This is a genomic window from Thermogemmatispora carboxidivorans (assembly GCF_000702505.1).
GTDB classification, from domain to species: Bacteria; Chloroflexota; Ktedonobacteria; order Ktedonobacterales; family Ktedonobacteraceae; genus Thermogemmatispora; species Thermogemmatispora carboxidivorans.
Genome location: NZ_JNIM01000001.1, coordinates 5006328 through 5026416, shown reverse-complemented (window position 1 = coordinate 5026416; position 20089 = coordinate 5006328). Strand labels below are relative to the sequence as shown.

The 20089-nt window shown below is 60.5% G+C and carries 13 protein-coding genes; 7 read left to right on the top strand and 6 right to left on the bottom strand.

Annotated features, from left to right (window positions below):
- Positions 1-22: 22 nt before the first annotated feature.
- From N688_RS19815 to N688_RS19795, 5 genes are all read left to right on the top strand, one after another.
- The gene (locus tag N688_RS19815) at positions 23-475 is read left to right on the top strand and encodes a hypothetical protein (RefSeq protein WP_052890896.1); all 453 of its coding nucleotides are present in this window, start codon (positions 23-25) and stop codon (positions 473-475) included.
- 503 nt (positions 476-978) lie between these two features.
- A complete protein-coding gene (locus N688_RS19810) occupies positions 979-3765 on the top strand; it encodes a protein kinase domain-containing protein (protein WP_052890895.1) in 2787 nt (928 codons plus the stop codon).
- Between the two features lie 524 nt (positions 3766-4289).
- Positions 4290-7046 (top strand): protein kinase domain-containing protein, encoded by a 2757-nt coding sequence (locus tag N688_RS19805; RefSeq protein WP_052890894.1) that lies wholly within the window; start codon positions 4290-4292, stop codon positions 7044-7046.
- A 65-nt stretch (positions 7047-7111) separates the two neighbouring features.
- Positions 7112-9985, top strand: a complete 2874-nt coding sequence (locus tag N688_RS19800; RefSeq protein ID WP_081839045.1) for a protein kinase domain-containing protein — start codon at positions 7112-7114, stop codon at positions 9983-9985.
- A 383-nt stretch (positions 9986-10368) separates the two neighbouring features.
- The gene (locus N688_RS19795) at positions 10369-11763 is read left to right on the top strand and encodes an SHOCT-like domain-containing protein (RefSeq protein WP_052890892.1); all 1395 of its coding nucleotides are present in this window, start codon (positions 10369-10371) and stop codon (positions 11761-11763) included.
- 215 nt (positions 11764-11978) lie between these two features.
- Here N688_RS19795 and N688_RS19790 read toward each other — a convergent pair whose 3' ends face one another.
- The 6 genes from N688_RS19790 to N688_RS19765 all read right to left on the bottom strand — a co-directional run bounded on the left by N688_RS19790 (position 11979) and on the right by N688_RS19765 (position 16348).
- Positions 11979-12242 (bottom strand): DUF167 domain-containing protein, encoded by a 264-nt coding sequence (locus N688_RS19790; RefSeq protein WP_052890891.1) that lies wholly within the window; start codon positions 12240-12242, stop codon positions 11979-11981.
- Positions 12243-12326: 84 nt separating this feature from the next.
- Positions 12327-12605, bottom strand: coding sequence for a YggT family protein (locus N688_RS19785; RefSeq protein WP_052890890.1), 279 nt, complete (start codon positions 12603-12605; stop codon positions 12327-12329).
- A gap of 4 nt (positions 12606-12609) precedes the next feature.
- On the bottom strand, positions 12610-13107 hold the full coding sequence (locus N688_RS19780) for a DUF6391 domain-containing protein (protein ID WP_052890889.1): 498 nt from the start codon (positions 13105-13107) through the stop codon (positions 12610-12612).
- Positions 13108-13118: 11 nt separating this feature from the next.
- Positions 13119-13853: a YggS family pyridoxal phosphate-dependent enzyme gene (locus N688_RS19775; protein ID WP_052890888.1), complete on the bottom strand. Its 735-nt coding sequence runs from the start codon at positions 13851-13853 to the stop codon at positions 13119-13121.
- A 134-nt stretch (positions 13854-13987) separates the two neighbouring features.
- Entirely contained in the window at positions 13988-14947 is a 960-nt protein-coding gene (pgeF, locus tag N688_RS19770) for a peptidoglycan editing factor PgeF (RefSeq protein ID WP_052890887.1), read from the bottom strand.
- Between the two features lie 153 nt (positions 14948-15100).
- Positions 15101-16348, bottom strand: coding sequence for an LCP family protein (locus N688_RS19765; protein WP_052890886.1), 1248 nt, complete (start codon positions 16346-16348; stop codon positions 15101-15103).
- Positions 16349-16685: 337 nt separating this feature from the next.
- On the opposite strand from N688_RS19765, the gene N688_RS19760 reads away from it, so the two are divergent.
- Positions 16686-17867, top strand: a complete 1182-nt coding sequence (locus tag N688_RS19760; RefSeq protein WP_052890885.1) for a M24 family metallopeptidase — start codon at positions 16686-16688, stop codon at positions 17865-17867.
- Between the two features lie 276 nt (positions 17868-18143).
- Positions 18144-19643, top strand: coding sequence for a hypothetical protein (locus N688_RS19755; RefSeq protein ID WP_052890884.1), 1500 nt, complete (start codon positions 18144-18146; stop codon positions 19641-19643).
- The last annotated feature ends 446 nt before the right edge of the window (positions 19644-20089 follow it).

The following is a 20089-nucleotide window of genomic DNA, read 5'->3' as shown; positions in this document are numbered from 1 at the left end:
CCGGCGAGGAGCGTAAGCAGCGATGTTAGAAACTCTGACGCTCTTCCTGGGTATCTGGCTGCTCTTTTTGCTGCTGGCCATCTATTATCTCTCCCGATCCTTCGATGGGAACAGCGTCGGGCCGCGTCTCTCACGCAATGAGCGCCTCTCTGCCGAGAGCCGCGCCAAGGCGCTGCTGCGCGAGATGCTGACGGAGAGCCAGTATCAGCAGCTGATTAAGTACGGATACCTGGAGGTGGCTAGCCCCACGATCAGTCATCGCGTCTACCGCATTCCCGGTGCCGGTGGCCTGGTCAAGGTCTATGAACGCGGCTGCCCCATCATGGAGCTGTGCCTGCAGCCCGCCGAGCCTCTGCCCGACGGCGATGTGGTGGTCATGCACAAGCTGATGATCGAAGGGAACGAAGAGGAGTATCTCAAAAAAGCAAACCACTTCGCTCCTGGAATCATCTCCTTGCGCTGTCAGCACCTCTAAGGCATCTTTGTTCTGGGTGGCAAGACCTGCCCATGACATAGCTCTCTGCTGCGCGCAGGTGGGTCAACCTGGCTGAGCGCTGGCTGGCGAAAGCAGATAGTCTCCTTTGCTAAAAAAGCAAGCTGCCTGCCTGGCTGACCGCTTGCTGACTGCTCTTCCTGGCGCTTTGCCCTGGCCCCCCTGCGCGTGGCGTGGGTAGCTGCTGCTTTCTTCCTCTTCTCCTCCCCTCTCCCCCAGTGCTCCCTTTATTCTGCAGCTGGGCCTCACCGACAAAGCTCCTGCTTTTCTCCCTGCTTGTTAATCTCTCCCTGGTAGAGACGTACTTCTTCCTAGAGGGGATAGATGTCTGTTCTGAACACGTGTAACAGGCAGTGTGTCCGGTGTCTCTGATTGGGTGTAGAAGGTGAGAATCCTCATAAGAGGAGAGTGAAAGTTAGCATTGGCTCTCTCTTCAATTTGTGCCCAGTCATAATGTTCGGGCAAGGAAGGCAGGTACACGAACGATGCAATGTCCTCACTGCGGGGCAATGACTCGCCCTGGGGCTGGCTTCTGTGCCCACTGCTTTGGTCCTCTGCCAAGAGAAGCCGCTACCGATGGAGCCAGCGTCGTTGCTGGCCCCCTGACGCCAGGCAGCTTTCTTTACGGCGGGCGCTATTACGTCTCTCGCGTGCTTGGTTGGGGTGGGGCAGGCGCTGCGGTGCTGGCCAACGATCAGCAGCATAGTGGCAGGCGGGTGGTCATCAAAGAGCTAGTCACTGAGGCCACTGACCCCTGGCGCCGTGAGCAAGATCTCAAACAGCTCAGGCTTGAAGTCTCCCTGCTGGCACGCCTTGATCATCCATTCCTGCCACGAGTGCTTGATCATTTTCTAGAGGGAGAGCGCTATTTTCTCGTGCAGGAATACGTAGAAGGAGAGCAGGCAGAGAGGCGGCTTGCGCAATCTTCCTGGCCGCTTGCAGAGCGCGAGGTGCTCATTTACGCTTCTGAGCTTCTCGATCTGCTGGATTATCTTGAGAATAACATACCATCTATTTTTCATGGAGACATCAAGCCAACGAACCTTGTCATTGGCCAGCGAGATGGCGATATTCACCTGGTCAACCTGCTGCCCCCCACGGCGCAGCGGGCCCGCAATCGGCTGCGTCAGCGCCCGACCATCCTGGGGACGCCGGGTTACGCGGCGCCAGAGCAATATCAAGGCCAGGCTGATCATCGCTCGGATCTCTATGCTCTGGCTGCCACCCTCCACCAGCTCTTGACTGGCTGGGACCCTCGGCAGCAGCCTCCCTTTAGCTATCCTCCTGTCCGGACCCTGCACCCGGGCATTTCCCCTGAGACTGAGCGCGTGCTGATGCAGGCGCTGCAGCGTGACCCCGGCCAGCGCTACCAGCATGCTGCCCTGATGAAGCGTGAGATCGACGCCATTTTGCTCCATCGCTTCGGTGTGCCCTTTAGCCCTCCGGCCCCCGGCGCGGCGGCTGGGCCGAGCACGCCCCTTTCGCTGATGGAGAGCCCGGTGCCCGCTTCGAGATGGCCAGGTCTGCCCCAGACACCTCCCCCGGCTTCCAGCGCACAGACGGAAAGCCCGCAACTGCTGCCGCCGCCCTCATCCGCTGCAACTGCCTCGTCGGTAGGGCCTGGGCCTCAGCCTCTCAACAGGCAGCAGTCGTTACTCTCCAGGCCGCTCTCCCTCGGTCGCAGGAAAGTCCCTTTAGTGCACCTTCTTGTGGCCGTCGGCTTGCTAGTGGTCATCCTGGGAGCGACCGTCTTGCTGGCTCTGCCGCACGCTGTGAGCCAGAACGGATCGACGGCAGCTACACGTCCGGGGGCCTCTCCACCGGTAGCGCCTTCGCCGCCGGCTTTGAAGAACGGCCTTGGCGCCTATACGGTGATCGATCCAACGACAGGTCAGAAGGACTACATCGGTATCAGCGATGGGCGGGCGGCTTTTGACACGAGCCGTCCCGATGGCAAGCTGAAGCAGCAGGCCGCCCAGCACCTGCAGAGCGGAGATGTCGCCGGGGCTGCTGCTCTCTGGCAATCGGCTCTCAGCGTCGATGAAAATGATGCGGAGGCCCTCATCTATCGAGAAGATCAGCGCGTCCTCTCCTCGGGTAGTCCCTATATCACGCTCGTGGTCGCCACCATGCTCAGTGGACCTGATCCCGCGGCAGTAGGAGCCGGGCGCGGTGATCTGCAAGGGGCCTATCTGGCTCAGAAGGAGTACAACAGCGGCGGGAAGCTCGGTGGTGGCCTGCAGGTGCGCTTACTGATCGCCAACTCCGGAGGCAGCAGCCTCTTTGCTACCACAGTTGCACAGCAAATCGTCCAGGCAGCCCAGGCCGATAAAACGATCGTGGGCGTCATGGGCTGGCCTTACAGCTCGCGAGCTCTCAATGCTCTCCCCATTCTGGCACAGGCTCATCTGCCGATGGTCTCGGAGACGGCTTCGAGCGATCTGCTGACGGGCCGCTCGCCCTACTTTTTCCGCGTCTGCCCCTCTGATCAGCAGCAGGGGCTCATCGGGGCCGATTACAGCTATCAGCGTCTGCAAGCAAGACGGGTGGCCCTCTTCTTCGACCCTGCCGATGCCTACAGCCAAAGCCTGGCTACCGCTTTCAGCACGCGCTATCGCAGCGATGGCGGCAGCATTGTCGTCCGCGAGCAGTATACGGTCGGCAAACCGGCGACTCTGCCGGCCCTGTTACAGGATGCCCTGACCCATCAGCCTGACCTGATCTACTTTGCCGGCTTCTCTGCTGATATTGCCTCGTTGCTCAGCAAGCTGCCGACCTCTGGTCCTTTTGCCCATCTACAAGTGATGGGGGGCGACGGCCTCTATTTGCTGCAAGGCTATCCCAGCAATGCCCGCGCTGGCTTCCTGCGCCTCCATTTCACGGCTTTCGCCTACCCTGACGAATGGAGCTATTTGGGGTTGCCCCAGCCGGCCTTCTTTACGACCTATGCCCAGGTGTTCAATGCCAGCGGGCAGCACAGTGGCTACGGCTATACCCGACCCTTCACGGACAGCATCCTGGCCTACGATGCAACCTTGGCCCTCCTGCAAGCTAGCAAGCTGCTTGTCAGCGGCGGCAAGACAGCCTTCAATGGCCAGGACCTGCAGCGGGCGCTGACGCAGCTCAATGGTCCGCACAGCATTCAAGGCATCAGCGGCTCCATTGCCTTCGGCAGTGACGGCAATCCCCAAAACAAGGCGGTAGTGGTGCTGATGGTTGATAATATCGGCCATATCAGGCTGGAGTCCATTCAGGGCCACTTTTTGAAATAGGCAGCTCCTACCTCTGAGGATTGCACCCAAGCCCTGGCGCCAATAGCAACCTGGCCTCCGACCAGAGCGGCTCTGCAACAGGGGACGCCTGCCGATCGTTCTTCTTTGTAGAGCCGCTCTGTCCGGCCCTCGGCTCTCTGGCTCCGGCTGGGTGACTTTGTCAGCGCATGGCAGCCTTTAACTTTCGCCCTCAGTATGCGTATTCTATCTGATAGAGAACATCTCTGATAGAAGCGTACTGGCTGGCTGGCTGACTGACTGACGGACTGGCGAGCGGAGATAGCTGATGATCTGCTTGATCCGGCCAGGCCTTCTCTCGTGTGCACCCGGTGCTCCTGGCTGACCTTTGCCCTTCCTCAATTCTGCCAGGAAAAGAGAGGTGGCAACCTGCTGGACGACTGGCTGAGGCTTGGAAGGCAGGCTACTGAAACGCCAGGCGGTCGGTCGCCCCATTGGTGCGGGCAGCAGCGATCAATTCGGATGAACAGGCTTTGCCATTGGGCAGAGGAGGCAGGCGCGAAACTATGGAATGTCCTCATTGTGGCGCAGCCAATCGCCCCGAGGCGCGCTTTTGCAGCTCTTGTGGCCACCCTGTGCTTGCTGGAAGCAGCTCTCCTGCCAGTAGCCAGACTGTGCCTGACCCCTTGATGCCGGGTACGCGCCTGCAGGGGGGGCGTTATGAGATCATCCGTCTCCTTGGACGAGGGAAGAGCGGGACCGCCCTGCTGGCCATCGATCACCGCCTCAACGGCAAGCGGGTCGTCATCAAAGAGCTACGTTCTGAAGCGAGCGATTCCCTGCAACACCAGGAAGAGCTTCGGCAGTTCAAGCGCGAGGTAGCGCTACTGGCCCATCTGGATCATCCGCTGATCCCCGCCGTCACTGACCACTTCCAGGAGGGCGAGCGCTACTTTATGGTCGAGGAGTATATCGAGGGCCAGAACCTGGAAGAGCTGCTAGAGCGCCGGGGTCCGCTAGGCGAGCGAGAAGCCCTGATCTATGCTACCGATATCATCGATATTTTGGCATATCTGGAACTGCAGACCCCGCCGGTGGTCCATTGTGACATCAAGCCGGCCAAGATCGTGATTGGCGCCAGCGATGGACATGCCTATCTGGTGGGTTTTGGCATCGCCCGTGCCGAAGGGGTGCGCAGTGCTCTGGGCAGGCAGACAAGTGCATTTGGTACCCCCGGCTATGCCCCACCGGAGCAGTACCAGGGGAGGGCCGACCCGCGTTCTGATCTCTACGCGCTGGCGGCAACCCTCCATCACCTCCTGACTGGGCGTGACCCGCGCAACTATGCGCCCTTCAGCTATCCAGCGGTGTGTAGCCTGAATCCGCAGCTCTCGCCGGAGATTGAGCGCATCTTGCTCTACGCTCTGCAGCCAGAGCCAGATCAGCGCTACCAGAGCGCCACCGCCATGCAGCGTGATATTGAAGCCCTGCTCTTCCAGCGCTTTGGCTACATCTCTGGTGCTCGTCCTGTCAAACCAGAGGAGCCGACGCAGGCCACGGGTCTCATTGGAGGAATGCAGACGACAGAGGGCGGGGGCATACTGCCGCACGACTGGGCTGCTCCGGCGTCGGCTGCCGCTGCCACCTTTGTTCCTCCGGCCAGCACAAGTGGACGCAGTCCCTTTCCCACTCCTTTCCCAGCGGCTGCCGGTGGAAAGGGAGGGCGCCCTTTCCCGTTGAGAGTACTCTACCTGGCTCTGCTGCTGCTTGTCATCGCCTTAGTCATTGTCGGCAGCCTTGTGGTCTTCCTGGTGCCGCGCCTGGTCAGCCGCAGCGGTCCGGCAAACTCTCAGGCTCAGGGCAGGACGATTACCCCGCCGCCGACCCTTAAGAAGGGCCTTGGAGCCTACAGCGTAGTGAATCCCGATACGGGCCAGAAAGACTATATTGGCCTCAGCGATGGCAGCGTGGCCTTTGACGTCGCGCGTCCTGACGGCGATCTGAAGCAACAGGCCGCCAGGCGCCTGCAGCAGGGTGACGTCAGCGGGGCCGAGGCCCTCTGGCAGTCGGCCCTTGATATCGACAGTAACGATGCCGAAGCCCTGATCTATCTCGAAGATCAGCGTGTTCTGGCCTCTGGCAGCCCCTACATCACCCTGGTCGTGGCCACCATTCTCACCGGGAACGACAGCGGCGCAGTAGGGACAGGGCGCGACAACCTCCAGGGGGCCTATCTGGCTCAGAAGGAGTACAACAGCGGCTACAAACTTGGCTCAGGGGTTCTGGTGCGTCTGCTGATTGCCAACTCGGGGGGGAGCAGCCTCTTTGCTGCTGCCATCGCTCAGCAGATTGTGCAGGCGGCCAGGGCGGATAAAACCATAGTCGGCGTCATGGGCTGGCCATACAGCTCGCGCATGTTACCTGCGCTGCCCATCCTGAGCCAGGCGCAGCTACCAATGGTCTCGCCTAGCGCCTCCAGCAATCAGCTCAGCGGTAAATCGGCGTACTTTTTCCGCGTCTGTCCCTCGGACCAGCAACAAGGTACTGTCGGAGCTGACTACGCCTATCAGCACCTGCGAGCCAGGCGCGTGGCTCTCTTCCTTGACCCGCTTGATCCATATAGCCAGAGCCTGGCCGAGGCTTTTAGCCGGCGCTACATCGCCGACGGCGGAACGATTGTCGTCCAGGAGCGCTATCGCGTTGGAAAGCCGTCGAATCTGCCAGCACTGCTGCAAGATGCCCTGATCCGGCGTCCCGATTTGGTCTACTTCTCCGGCTACGCCAGCGATGTGGCCACCCTACTCACGAACCTGCCCACGACTGGCTCTCTGGCTGGACTGCAGGTCATGGGCGGCGATGCGCTCTATCAGCTGCAGGGCTATCAGAGCAGCGCCCGAGCCGGTTTCTTACGTCTCCACTTCACAGCCTTCGCCTATCCCGACGAGTGGAGCTATCTGGCACTGCCCCAACCGGCCTTCTTCACGGTCTACCCGCAGACCTTTAATGCCAATAGCCGCCACGTTGGCTATGGCTACACGCGCCCGGACAACGATGCCATCCTCTCCTATGATGCTACACTAGTACTGCTGGAGGCCAGTCGGCATCTGCTCAGCAGTGGCGGGGGGAAAACCTCCTTCAGCGGCTCAGAGCTGCGGCAGGCCCTGGCCGGACTCAAGGGGAAGCAGGCAGTGCAAGGTATAAGTGGGGTCATCTCCTTCGGAGCGGACGGAAATCCCGCTAACAAGGCCGTCGTCGTCCTGATGGTCGATAACGCCGGCCATATTAAACTAGAATCGGTTCAAGGCCGCTTTCTCAAATCGTGAGCGACTTCTCCAGAGAGAAGCGATAAATTCGAAGTTCTTCTATATGCTATTAAGGTAGGCTGAGCATGAAATGCCCTTACTGTGGTGCTGAAAACCGCCCGGGCGGGCGCTTCTGTAACCAATGTGGCAGGCGATTAAATGCTGAGACGAGTGATCTCAGCGGAGCCCAGCAAACACAGGTGCAGGGGCCAGGGCTGGGAGAGAAAGTTTCGACCTCGCTGCGACCCGGTGACCGGCTCCAGAACGATCGCTATGTCATCAAGCAGATTCTGGGCGAAGGGGGGATGGGGGCAGTACTCCTGGCTGAAGATACACGGCTCAATAACAAGCTCGTCGTCATCAAGGAGCTGATTTCTGACAGCAGCGACCCGGCCCAGTTACAGGAAGACGTGCGCAACTTCAAGCGTGAGGTAGCGACGCTGGCCAGCGTTGATCACTTTCTCGTGCCGGCGGTGACCGACCATTTCCAGGAAGGCTCGCACTACTTCATGGTCCAGGAGTATGTCGCTGGGGAAAACCTGGAAGAGCGTCTGAATCGCCTGGGGCGGCCTTTATCCGAAGACGACGTTCTGGTCTACGCCTCCGATATTCTCCTGGTTCTGGAGTACCTGGCCAGCCGCAAGCCGCCAATTGTTCATCGCGACGTCAAGCCGGCCAATATCATCATCGGCAGCAACGATGGCCGAGCCCACCTTGTCGACTTCGGCATCGCGCGTCCTGATCTGGCTGCCGACGCAGCGCGCAAGCAGACGAGCGCGCTTGGCACGCCTGGCTACGCTCCGCCGGAGCAGTATCAAGGGAAGGCCGACCCGCGTTCGGACCTCTATGCCCTGGCGGCTACCATGCATCATTTGCTGACCAACCGTGACCCACGCGAGCATCCGCCATTTGTCTATCCGCCAGTGCGCGCGCTCAACCCACAGCTCTCGCTGGAGATCGAGCGGCTGCTGACCCGTGCCCTGCAGAATGATATCACCAAGCGCTACCAGAGTGCCAGTGAGATGAAGCAGGAGGTTGACCAGATCCTGGAGGAGCGCTTTGGCCTGCTGGGTGCCAGTCTGACCACGGGGGCTCATCCCATTACCAGATCGCGCCCGCAGAGCGGCGGCTTCAGCTATCCCGGTCCCGTCCCGGCCAGTCCGACGAGAGGCACAAGCACAACTGTAAGCACGCCGAGCAGGAGTCCCTTTACGCCGCTCCCGCCCACGATACCCTCAGCGCTACCCACTGCCCAGGGGCCTGTCACCGGCCCAGTACCAGGCCGGCGGCAGCGTCAGGTCGGGCAAGCGCCACAAACACCTCAGCCTCTGCCTCCGCCTGTCGTCCAGCCTGGCCTACCAGGCAAGCGAAGCTACAATGGCCAGATGATCGCCAGTTTTCTGGTGCTGGTGCTCGTGCTGATCCTCATCGGAGCCATTGCCCTGGGTGCCTTCAGCGGTTTTCGCCAGCGCCTGCAAGGGTCGGGAAGCTCGCAGGAGCAGAGCAGCGCGACCGCCGTCAGCACAGCGCTGCCGGCCAACATCAACGGCATTGGGGCCTTCACCATCAAAGACACCGGGGGACAGCCTGAGCTGCTGGGTCTCAGCGATGGCAGCATCATCTTCGACACGACACGCGCCAGTGGAGATGCCAGCCTTAAGCAGCAAGCGGCTGAAAGCTTCAAAGCTCATGACTACGCCTCTGCCCAGTCCTATCTTGCTCAGGCCATCGCCGAGGATAGCAATGATGCCGAGGCGCTCATCTATCAGGAAAACCTGCGCGTCCTGGCCTCTGGCTCGTCTTACCTGACGCTCGTCATCGGCGCCATGCTTACCGGATCTGACGCCGATGTCGGGCGAGAGGTTCTGCAGGGTGCCTATGTGGCGCAGCGTGAGTTCAACGATTCCAATGAACTCAACGGTCTCAAGCTACGCCTGCTCATTGCCAACTCGGGCAGCGAAGACAACTACGCCGGTACGGTGGCCCAGCAGATTGTGCAGGAGGCTCGCAAGGATCGCACCATTGTGGGTGTCATGGGCTGGCCCTTCAGCTCGCAGACCATCAATGCGGTGGGAGTGCTGGCGCAGGCTCAGATCCCGCTCGTCTCGGGAACGGCCTCCAGCGACCAGCTCAGCGGTCTCTCGCCCTACTTTTTCCGCGTGGTGCCCTCCAACCACGTCCAGGCCAGCGCCGGGGCCCGCTATGCCCTGCAGGTCCTTCACGCCCACCGCGTGGCGGCCTTCTACGATCCAGGCAATAGCTATAGTAGCAGCCTCTTCCGCGACTTCCGTGATGCCTTTACCCAGGCAGGGGGACAGATCGTCGCTGAAGAGCACTACCAGCGCAGCCATACCGAGCAGTTGCCAACCCTGCTCTCGGATGCCCTGGGCAAGAATCCCGATCTCATCTACTTTGCAGGCTATGCCAGCGATATTACGCCCTTGCTCACGTATCTGCCTACCACTGGTACATTCGCCAGGCTACCTGTCCTTGGCGGGGATGCCCTCTACCAGCCGCAGGGCTACGGCAACGTCAAGCAAGTCTTCACGCGCCTGCATTTTACTACCTTTGCCTATCCCGATGAGTGGAGCTATCTGGGGCGCTCTCTGCCGCCTTTCTTCAGCGACTATGCGCGCCTCTATAGCGGCAATGGTCAGCACAGTGGCTACGGCTACACCCGCGCTGACTTCAATACGATCCTGGCCTACGACGCCACGGAAACCTTGCTCGAAGCCTATCGACGGGCGCTGGGCTTGGGGGGCAATCAGCAAAGCCTGACGGGGAGCAAACTGCGCCAGGCCCTCACTACGATCAGTGGCAGCGGAGCGATCCAGGGCCTCAGTGGCCAGATCTCTTTCGCGAGTAACGGCGACCCCGTCGATAAGGCAATCGTCGTCCTGTACGTCGACGCCCAGGGACACATCAAGATTAACTCGATTGAAGGCAAGTTCTTCAAGTAGCAGTCCAGCCGCGGTCGCAACACAGCGACCAGGAGCCAGGCGCGACCACCCTGGTCCGCTTCATTTCTCAGGCCAGACCAGAGCGGACAGGTCGGTCGCGCTTTCTTGCTGCTGACGCCAGCTCCCAGCTCACCCTTCCCCCAGGCAAAATATCCTCATCATATTGGCATTATTTCGCATAGATATGTTGAATTTATGGCAATGTTGTGATAAAATCACGATAGTGATAGCTCTAATAGTTAGGGCTATGGTGATTTTGTGCCCTCGCTTCCGGAGAGCAGTGGGTATGGGCCATAGCTCTGAGGTCTGGAGACGCACTGTGTTCGTCTGTGGAGTAAGAGGGCTGAAAAAGAAAAGGAACGGAAGAGAGGAAGAGAAAAGCGATGGGACAACAGCAATTGTTTCCTGTTGGGCGGCATCCGCGCGTGAGCATTGAGGATCTTGCGGGAAGTCTGGAGGTCTGGGGTTGGGAAGAGAACAGCATCGCGGTGGAGGCCGCTGGCGAGCTGCCGGAGATCAGTCAGGAGCAGGATCTCCTCAAGATTCGTGGTGGTGTCGGCGACCTGACGTTGCGCATCCCGTTGGGCAGCCGTTTCTTGGGAGGATCGAAGGCCATCACTGATCTCTATGTGCGGCGCCTGAGCGGGCATGTCAGCATCGAGAAGGCGCGCGATGTGGTGCTGAGCGAGATCAGCGGAGGGACCAGACTCAGCCATTGTGAAGGCGACCTGGTGTTGGAAGCCATTCAGGAGCCGGCAGAGGTGCTGGCCTGTGGTGCTGACCTGCGGGCGCGGCGCCTGGGAACCCTCCGCGTGCGGCATGGAGTTGGGGGAAAGGTCCAGCTGAGCGAGCTGGAGGAAGCTGATATCGACCATATTGGTGACGATCTCGAGGTGCGTCAGGTGCGGCGTCGCTGCGAGGCGGGCAACGTTGGCGGCGACTGTCGGTTTGAAGAGAGTGCTGAAGCCGCGCTGTCACTGGGCAATGTTGGCGGTGACCTGCGCGTTGTTCAGGCGCAGCGCCTGTACGCCAATAACATTGGGGGTGATGTCTTTATCCAGGTGCTGGCTGGCGAGGTTGAGCTAGGGAACATTGGGGGTGATCTGAGCGGGGTGGCGCTGGCCGGCCCGCTCCGCCTGGGGCATGTAGGCGGCGACGTTGATCTACGTGAAATGGGTGGGGGCGTCGAAGCCAGCGCGATCGGCGGCAATCTCTCGCTGGCCGGTACGTTTCCGGCGGGCAGCTATACGCGCCTGCGTGTTGGAGGCGATGCGCGTATTATCCTGCCCGAGCAGGCCAACCTCAAGATAGAGGCAGTTGTCTCGGGTTCGATCAGCGGCGCCAACGTGCCTGTTCCTGATGGTGGGGCCGTGAGTCTCACCTACGGCGATGGGGCAGCCACCATGGAGCTGCAAGTTGGTGGTGACCTTAGCCTGCGGGGAGCGGGTGCACCAGCAACCTGGGGACTGAGAAGACCGTCCTGGTCCTGGTCCTGGGGACCCGCCTGGGATCAGTGGGGGCGGCAATTGGGACGGGAATTTGCCTCTGTCGGTGAGGAGCTAGGGCGTCTGGGCCGCGAGCTAGGGCGTGAAGCTTCTGAGGTGGCCCGCGAGCTGAGGCGGCGGCGTAGCTGGCGGATTGATCTAACCGGTGGGGACTGCACTCATGAGCGCGGCAGCGAAAGCGCCGAAGCCCGTGCCGCCATCCTGCGCATGGTAGCTGAGGGGCGGCTCTCTCCTGAAGAGGCCGATCTGCTCCTGCGCGGCCTGGAGAACTGAACACCCGTTGCAAAGGGCCAAAAAACTTCTCTGCAGGAGAAGGGAAGCGCTGCGACGCCAGGAGCTCCTGACCTGTCAGCGTCAAGCAGCCTTCCCCTCCTGGCCCTCATCCTGACGCTGAGTCTGTCCTATGCTGGCCTGGGTGGCCTCAAGCAGCCGGCCTGGACAGGTAAGATGGGCCGGGCCGATTTACCGTCACGGAAGGATGACACAACTCAGGAGCCGCCACCTAAGCGGCGCTGGACTTCCTCCAGAGTCAGGCCCTCCAGAGCCAGCACCTTCTCACGGGCTGTAGCTCCGTGGACAATACTCACCTGGTGCTGCCCGATTCCCAGACGGCGTGCCACCAGAGCGAGCAGGGCCGCGTTTGCCTCGCCCTCACGCGCCACAGCTCGCACCCATACCCGCAGGCGCGAACCATCCCACTCCAGCGCTTCCCGTCGGCTGCCCGGCGTCACATGCGCCTGCACCCTCAGCATCTTCTTCTGCCTGTCATCTCGCGGTTTTGCCTGGCCTGGCCTCCCACCTGTCTGTCTGCCTTTTCCCATCTGTTCCGCAAGGAGCTACCATGTTGGGGGTAATGCCTGGAGTAGCAGCACCATCAGGGTATACAGCAGGAACATGGTGATCATGAACGAGACATCGATGAACATGATCGGCGGCACCAGCCGGCGCACTGGCTTGATGAACGGGTCGGTGTAGCTTGCAAGAAAGCGGAAAAAGCCATAGCGCTCATCCAGGCCAAACCACGAAGCGATGGCCCGTAAGACCAGCGTAAAAAGGATCAGGCCAATGCCATACTGAACAATCCAATGAAAGATTGGGATCGGCAGACCAAACATAGCATCACTCCTGAGCAGTACGGACCTCAATCACCTGAAAGCCGAAGATCTTTCGGCGCCTGATCTCGGTCACGCGCACGCCGCGCAGATCTGGCAAAGTGGTCACGTATTTCTGGACCAGCTCCCCCAGGGGGCGCGCTGCCAGCAGTCCGGCCAGAGAAGAAAGAACCGTCGAAGTGACCCGTGTCCGTGTCCGTGAGGAAGCAAAGCCGAGCATGGTTCCGATGGTAACCAGCGAGATGCCCACGGCCAGGTTAGTGCCGCAGTTGGGGTGAATTGCCAGCTCGGCCTCGCCGGCCTGAAGGCGCTGGAGAGCCTCCTCCGCGGCGTGGCGCAAAACCTCTACATCAACATCGCTGCCAAACATCAAAAAGCCATCGGTTGTCGCGCGCGCAGAGACGCGCAGATCGGGCACCATGCGGCTCAGGATGGTGACCGTAGCGTGCTCCAGCGCGTGGTTCTGCCGCATGCGGCGGCTGAAAAGAAAATCGCCAGGTTTCATCGTTCAATCCTTCACTGTCGCGGGCGCTCGCCGAAAATCGCCCGCCCGATGCGCACGATAGTAGCGCCTTCCTCGATCGCGACCCAGTAGTCATCGGTCATGCCCATAGAAAGATGCTGCCAGGGGCACTGCGGCAGCAGAGTGCGCAGACGTTCGCCTAGCTGACGCAAGGTTCGAAAAACAGGGCGAACCTCTTCGGCATCGCTCACCAGGGGAGCCACTGTCATCAGGCCCTGGACTTCCAGCTGGGGGAGAGCGGCCACCTGGCGGGCGAACTCGGGCAGCTCATCTGGATTGACGCCGCCCTTACTGCTCTCGCCGGCCACATTTACCTCCAGCAAGATGGGGATGCGCCGCCCCAGGCTGGCGGCGTGGCGATTGAGGGTTTGAGCGCTATGCCAGCTCTCGATGCTTTCCACCCAATCGAAAGCCTCGGCTACCTTCTTCGCCTTATTACTTTGCAGGCGACCAATCATATGCCAGTGTAGCGAAGGGGGGTGGAAAGCGGCGATTTTCGGCAAGGCCTCCTGCACCCGGTTCTCGCCGAAATCAGTCACGCCAAGATTATACGCTATCTTCACAAATTCGACTGGAAACGTCTTGGAGACCGCCACGAGCGTAATCTCCTCCGGGCGGCGGCCTACTCGCGCAGCGGCCTCAGCCATCCTGTTGCGTACTCGCGCCAGGTTGATTGCCAACCGCTCTTGTAACTGCTCTTCCGTGCCATAGACATACGACTCTCTCATTGCCTCTACCCTCCTGCCCTCTGCTCCAGGTCAGGCCGTCCTTGTCGCAGCCAGAATCACAGGCCAGATGGACGCTCTCAGCCTCTCTGCTCGTTGCCTGGCCATCTTGCTTATCTCGCTCCTAGAGAGTGCACTCAGGCCCCTTCGGCGCGCAGGGCCATCAGTACCGGGAAGCGGCCTGTACGTCCCCGCTCAGCGCGATACGAAAAGAAGTCCGCCTGGTGGCAGGCCGTACAGAGACCAGCGAGCGCAATATGCTCAGCCTTCACCCCGGCCAGCAAGAGCTGCCGGCGGTTCGTCTCCCACAGATCCAGACGGAGCTGTGACTCATCAGAAGGAGCCGGTGAATCCTGGGAGGCAGGTACCAGAGAGAATACGGCAGACTCGGCTACCAGGTTACGCAGATCTGGGCGGACAGGCAGCTCCGCAAACTCGCGTCGGCCATAGAACAGATCGCGCACCAGCTCATCGACCACGTAGCAACAGGCACCGATGCCTGGCCCGATGCCGACCAGCAGACTCTCAGGAGCGCTGCCAAAATGCTGATACAGGGCCTCGACAGTTGTCAGAGCGATCCCGCGCGCTGTACCGCGCCAGCCGGCATGCGCCAGGGCGATGACCTGGTGCTGGGGATCATAAAAGAGCAGCGGCAGACAGTCGGCGAAGGACATCGCCAGGACCACATTGCGCTCTGCTGTCATAATAGCGTCGGCCTTGCGGCGGGGACGGGGGGTCCAGATCACCGGGCGGCCAGCCACCTCCACAGCCCGATAGGGCCAGTCCGGAAGCCAGTCTTCCCAGCGAGCGCCCTCAAAAAGGGCCACCTCGGCACTGTGGATCTGCCATACCGTCGCGCAGGGCCAGCCCTCCAGACCAAGGGCCTGCAGCGCGAGCAGGCGGTTGGCCGCTGCTGCCTCCGGCTGATCTTCCTTAAAAGAGACATTGAAACTGGCGCAGGGAGACTGACTGTAGCCACCGTGGCGAGTAAAGATTGCATGTACGAGAGTTGGGAACTGGAGCAGATGCTCAAACTGCAAATAGCGGACGGGACCAGATGGGGCGCCGTGTGTGGGTACGGCTTGCTGCTCAATCACAAAGGCTCCTCGCGCTGAGAGTGAGTTTCTCTGGAGCCTATTGTAGCACATTGCCACTAGCAGCGAGCGAGCGCCGTAGCGGGACCACGCGCTCGCTCCTGCTCGCTCCTGGCCTGCTCGGGGAGTGGCCGCCAGTCAGGCACTGGGTGCAGCTCAGGTGCCGGCGACGTGGCAGCTCTCGACATCGCCGAGGCCGAAAATGCGGTTGATGAGCGGCTGAATATTTGAGCAGTTGGGCAGGACCACCGACTGATCAGCGCCGACAGAGGGATCGTAGACGGTGGTCAGCGTTCCATAGTTCTGGTCGCCAGGACCGGGGCCGAGCGTGACCTGGTGAATAGCGCTGGAGGAGAGCGTGCGGCCATAGTTCGCGAAGCCGATCATTTCCCCCTCGCTGAGGTCCGTATAGACCTTGCCCTGCAGATCAGCGATGAGCGACGGAAGATGCTCGATCACATTGGCCACATCCAGCTTCTTCTTCAGCGCCTCCAAGACCTGCTGCTGGCGCTGGGTTCGCCCGATATCGCCGACCAGGTCGGCGTGGCGTGAGCGGACATAAGCCAGAGCCTGCTCGCCCGTCAGGTGCTGAGGCCCGGCAGACAGATAGACCCGTCGATAGCCATAGGGATTAGAGGCGTTGGCTCCGACATCATCGGGATACGTATCGTCAACAAGAGGATGAGCAAGATCGATATCAACGCCGCCCAGCGTATCGATCACCTTGGCGAAGCCCTCCAGACCTACCCAGGCATAGCGATCGATCGTAATGCCGTAATCCTTCTCAATCGTCAGGCGTGCCAGGCGCACCCCATCATCGAAGCTATTGTGTTGGATAGCTCCCAGAAAGAAAGCCTGATCGATCTTATGCATGCCTCCCACCTGGGGGATAGAGACCCAGGAATCGCGCGGGATTGAGACCAGAAAGACCTGGTTCTGCTGCGGATCAATGTGGACGACCATCATGACCTGGGTGAGGACAGCAGGAAACGTGTATTTGCCGTCGTTATCGCTGCCTAGCAAGAGGATATTCCAGGGGTGGCCGGTAATATCGGTTCCCGTGGTTGGCTGCACATTGGTTGGCTCCTCGCTGCTGCGGCTCACTGGGTGGACAAAGTGCGAAACAGGCTCCTGGATTGCTGTCTGAAAGTAGTAGTAGCCATAGGCGACCCCACCTCCCAGCAGAAGGACGACCAGCAGCAACGCTACCAGCAGCACACGCCCTAGAGGGCGTCGTTTCCTGGGGGCTTGTAGTCTGCGCGTCGGTAGCTGCTCAAAGGCGGAGGCTGGCCTCCCCGGTCCGGCCTCTAATTGTGGGGTGGCCTGTTCCTCCAAGGGCGGTTGGACCTGGGCAGACGGCTGATCAGTCTCGAATTTCCAATCTGACTGCTCCTGGCTTGTCATAGCGGAATCCTGCCGACACACTAGAGAACTCTCAACGATGTGTCCCCCTGCGAAGGTCCCCCGCTCCTAACCTTCGTAACATTCATATATAACGATGTGTCGACCTCAGAATACTCGCAGGGTGAGAGGAATTCACGCTGTGCATCTTGGAGAAGCGCAGGCTGAGCTGAATGAGTCTTTGGCTGCTGGCGGGTGGCGGGGGAGGAGCAGGGTCACTCATCTGGCAGGAAAGCTACGAGCACGGAGAGTGGTAGAATAGAGCCTGAAATCGCGCCTCACCCGAGGGCGAAAACCAAAGCAAGAGACAAAGAAGGAAGGAAGGAAGGAACAGGCTAGCATGAACCTGGAGCACATTCAGCAGGCCCTACGAGAAGAAGGACTACAGGGCTGGCTCTTCTACGATTTCCGCCGTTCCAATCCCATTGCTCACCGGATACTGGACCTGCCGCGCGAGCAAATGTTTACCCGGCGCTGGTTTTACTGGGTACCAGCCCAGGGGAAGCCACTGGCCCTGGTCAGTGCGGTTGAGCCGCATGTGCTGCGCAGCCTGCCGGGGGAGCAGCGTATTTTCCGTTCCTGGCAAGAACTCCATGCCCAACTGCGTGACCTTTTCCAACCGGGCTGGCGGATCGCAATGGAGTACTCGCCTCACAACGCCATTCCTTATCTATCCCTCGTTGATGCCGGGACAGTTGAGCTGGTGCGCAGCTATGGCGTCGAAGTTGTCAGCTCAGCTGACCTGGCCCAGCACTTCGTTGCGCGTCTGACGCCCCAGCAGCTCGCCAGCCATCGTGAAGCGGGGAGGCGTCTCATCGTGGCCAAAGACCAGCTTTTGGAAGAGCTAACGAGCGATCTCCAGGCGGGAAGGAGCCTCGACGAATATACTGTTCAGCAGCGTTTCCTGGCGCTCATGCGTGCCCAGGGGCTGCTTGTCGAGGAGCCGCCACTCATTGCCGTCAACAGCAACGCTGGCAATCCTCACTACGCGCCCACAGCCGACCACTACAGTCCTATTCAGCGCGGTGACCTCCTGCTCATCGACTTCTGGGCCCGTCTGCCCGAGCCGGAGGCCATCTATGCCGACTATACCTGGATGGCCTTCGTCGGTCGACAAGACGAAATCCCTCCGCGGCAGCGAGAAATCTTTGCCCTGGTCTGTCAGGCGCGCGACGCGGGACTCGACTTCATCCGTCAGCGGCTGGCGGCGGGTCAGCTCCTGCAAGCCTATGAAGTTGACGACGTTGTGCGCGCCGTCATCGCGCGTGCCGGCTATGGTGAAGCCTTTGTCCATCGCACCGGCCACAGCATCACCACGGCGGAACACGGTGAAGGAGCGCATCTTGACAATCTTGAAACCCATGACGAACGTCGTCTTCTGCCAGGGACCTGCTGCTCGCTGGAACCGGGCATCTACCTGCCCGACTTCGGCGTACGCAGCGAGATCAATCTCTTAATCCACGAGCGAGAAGTAGAAGTCACCGGCGTGCCCATGCAGCACGAGATTGTTCCTCTGCTCTAGCAGGTCCTGGCTGAGTCAGAAGAGCCTCGGCAGTTCATCGTGAGCCAGCCAGGCCATCCCGGCAGCCAGTGTGCCAGGCCGAGGCCGGGCCACTGACGAGCGATTCAGCTACAACGTAGCAGCGGGCTAAAGCGTATAACTGGTAATCAGAGATAGCGCGATGAGAGCGAGGGCGCAGCCCAGCCAGCTTGCAAGTGAGTGAACAGCCAGCCAAGCTGACCGGCCTGAGCAAGAGGCTGGTCGGTGAGCTGTGCCCAGAGCCGGGAGGCAAAAGACATGAGCAACGAATGGGAACAGAGTACTAACACGCCGGGCAATCCGCTCGGCCCGAACGACATAGATAAGCGCCTCGAAGAGCTAGGGCGGGCTTTGACCCAAGGAGTCAGCGAAGTTCAGCAGCAGCTCAAAAAGGTAGTGGATCGCGCCAGCACCTACTGGCAGCAGTCGCAGACAGTGCCGCGGCCAGCGCCGTCCAGTGACATCGAGGAGCAAAGGATTCGTCAGCTTGTCAACAGCTGGTCTGCTGGTAACTGGCGTGTAGCGCGGGACCTGGGCACCTACATGGACATAGTTGCCATGAGCCGAGACGAGGTCTGGGAAATCACCGTGCAAACGCGCTGGGAACACCGGGCTCTGGAGATTGTGAGCGAGCCATATAGCGGTCAGGTACCTGGCAAGCCCCAGCCTCTGCTACCTGTCTGGGACTACGAGCTGCCGGCGGTTAGCGATCTGCGCCCTCCTGCGACACGCACGCGCCTGGAGGGCCTGGATGAGCTGCTTGCTTGTACGACCTGTAATGGTACCGGGCGGGCGCTCTGTACCGAATGCAGTGGACGGGGCTGGATTACGTGCCCTGACTGCCGTGGACGGACCCGCAAGCGCTGCACGACTTGCCGGGGGCGCGGCTACGTAGCTGATTGGGCCGAACAGAAAAAGCGGCCTTTCCTGCAGCGGCGCGTCGAGAAACTGACCAATGCCCTTGGTGAGCGCGTCTCTACCGTCTTTGAAGGCATTCGCCAGCAGGGGCTACTGGTCCCCAATCCCCTGGACACTGACCCGGCCAACAAGGGGCGCGTCATTCCCTGCCCTGACTGCATCAACGGCGAAGTTGACTGCGACTGCGTCACCGGCAAGCGCGTCTGCCCTGCCTGTCAGGGCGCCAAGTTCACGCTCTGTCCTGCCTGCAACGGCACTGGCAAGATCGTGCGCCATCGCGAGATTGTGCGCAGCTTCGAACTGCGCACACGGTACCGCTTTGTGGGCACCGACGCTTTGCCCCAGCAGCAGCTACTGAAGGCCGAGGGAGAACTGGTCTACAGCGCCGAAGTCGATGAAAACCTCCATCCCGAAGCGCCACCCGACGCGGTCCCACTCGACATCTGGCAGGCTGCCGTAGAAGAAGTACGTACAGCAGCAGCGGTCTCCGGACGCGCCAGCGCTGAGGCGGTCCAGTCGAGCCTGCGACCAACGTTGCAAGTCTTGGAGCTGGTCCGTATCCCCTATATCAAGGTGGACTACCGCTACATTGATCGCGACTACACCCTCTACATCTACGACGGCGAGGGGCATGAGAAATTCTACGCAGCCTCTTTCCCGCCACGCTGGGACCGCATTGAACGCCTGGTGCGCGCCATCACCAGCGACCTGGCCACTCCAACCCAACTGCCACAGCCCTTCGGTACTAGCGAGAACTCGCAGACGCCTCGTGGCTATCGTGTGCCAGTCGAGAAGCCACCGTATACCATAAGCGAGAGCGACGAGGAAGAGCCGCTCTGAACACAGGAGACCGAGGCCGGCACTCGACGCGGGTTACTCCCCCACCCGGTGTCGGCCTCCTCTCTCATCTGCTTCCCCACCGCTACCGAACCTGACTCCCCTACCCTGGTCTCCACTACAACCAGCTGAGACTCCTCCAATCTGGCCAATTTTTTCCCCAATTTGAAAAATTCCCGGTCACCCCCCTTGACAAGATCCTAGCCCTATGGCATAATTATGTCCGCGCCGGACGGAAAGACGGTCGACAAATCTCTCGCAGAAATTCTCCACAGAGATTTCAGAACCGCGGCACGGTGTCCTCAGTGTAGCACCCTTGAGAGAGCGCAGGTGAAGAGCCGCTCTGTCGGGATGCAGATCGACCGATCCTGAGTGCAACTTGAGACGCGGCTGATCTTTGTCTGTCTTTCCGACGGGATAGAAGCGATCGACAGTGCACCTTGACAATT

What these genes read in the sequence shown, in the direction of transcription:
- N688_RS19815 (WP_052890896.1), top strand. Translation starts at nt 23, where the DNA reads ATGTTAGAAACTCTGACGCTCTTCCTGGGTATCTGGCTGCTCTTTTTG.
- N688_RS19810 (WP_052890895.1), top strand. Translation starts at nt 979, where the DNA reads ATGCAATGTCCTCACTGCGGGGCAATGACTCGCCCTGGGGCTGGCTTC.
- N688_RS19805 (WP_052890894.1), top strand. Translation starts at nt 4,290, where the DNA reads ATGGAATGTCCTCATTGTGGCGCAGCCAATCGCCCCGAGGCGCGCTTT.
- N688_RS19800 (WP_081839045.1), top strand. Translation starts at nt 7,112, where the DNA reads ATGAAATGCCCTTACTGTGGTGCTGAAAACCGCCCGGGCGGGCGCTTC.
- N688_RS19795 (WP_052890892.1), top strand. Translation starts at nt 10,369, where the DNA reads ATGGGACAACAGCAATTGTTTCCTGTTGGGCGGCATCCGCGCGTGAGC.
- N688_RS19790 (WP_052890891.1), bottom strand. Translation starts at nt 12,242, where the DNA reads ATGCTGAGGGTGCAGGCGCATGTGACGCCGGGCAGCCGACGGGAAGCG.
- N688_RS19785 (WP_052890890.1), bottom strand. Translation starts at nt 12,605, where the DNA reads ATGTTTGGTCTGCCGATCCCAATCTTTCATTGGATTGTTCAGTATGGC.
- N688_RS19780 (WP_052890889.1), bottom strand. Translation starts at nt 13,107, where the DNA reads ATGAAACCTGGCGATTTTCTTTTCAGCCGCCGCATGCGGCAGAACCAC.
- N688_RS19775 (WP_052890888.1), bottom strand. Translation starts at nt 13,853, where the DNA reads ATGAGAGAGTCGTATGTCTATGGCACGGAAGAGCAGTTACAAGAGCGG.
- N688_RS19765 (WP_052890886.1), bottom strand. Translation starts at nt 16,348, where the DNA reads ATGACAAGCCAGGAGCAGTCAGATTGGAAATTCGAGACTGATCAGCCG.
- N688_RS19760 (WP_052890885.1), top strand. Translation starts at nt 16,686, where the DNA reads ATGAACCTGGAGCACATTCAGCAGGCCCTACGAGAAGAAGGACTACAG.
- N688_RS19755 (WP_052890884.1), top strand. Translation starts at nt 18,144, where the DNA reads ATGAGCAACGAATGGGAACAGAGTACTAACACGCCGGGCAATCCGCTC.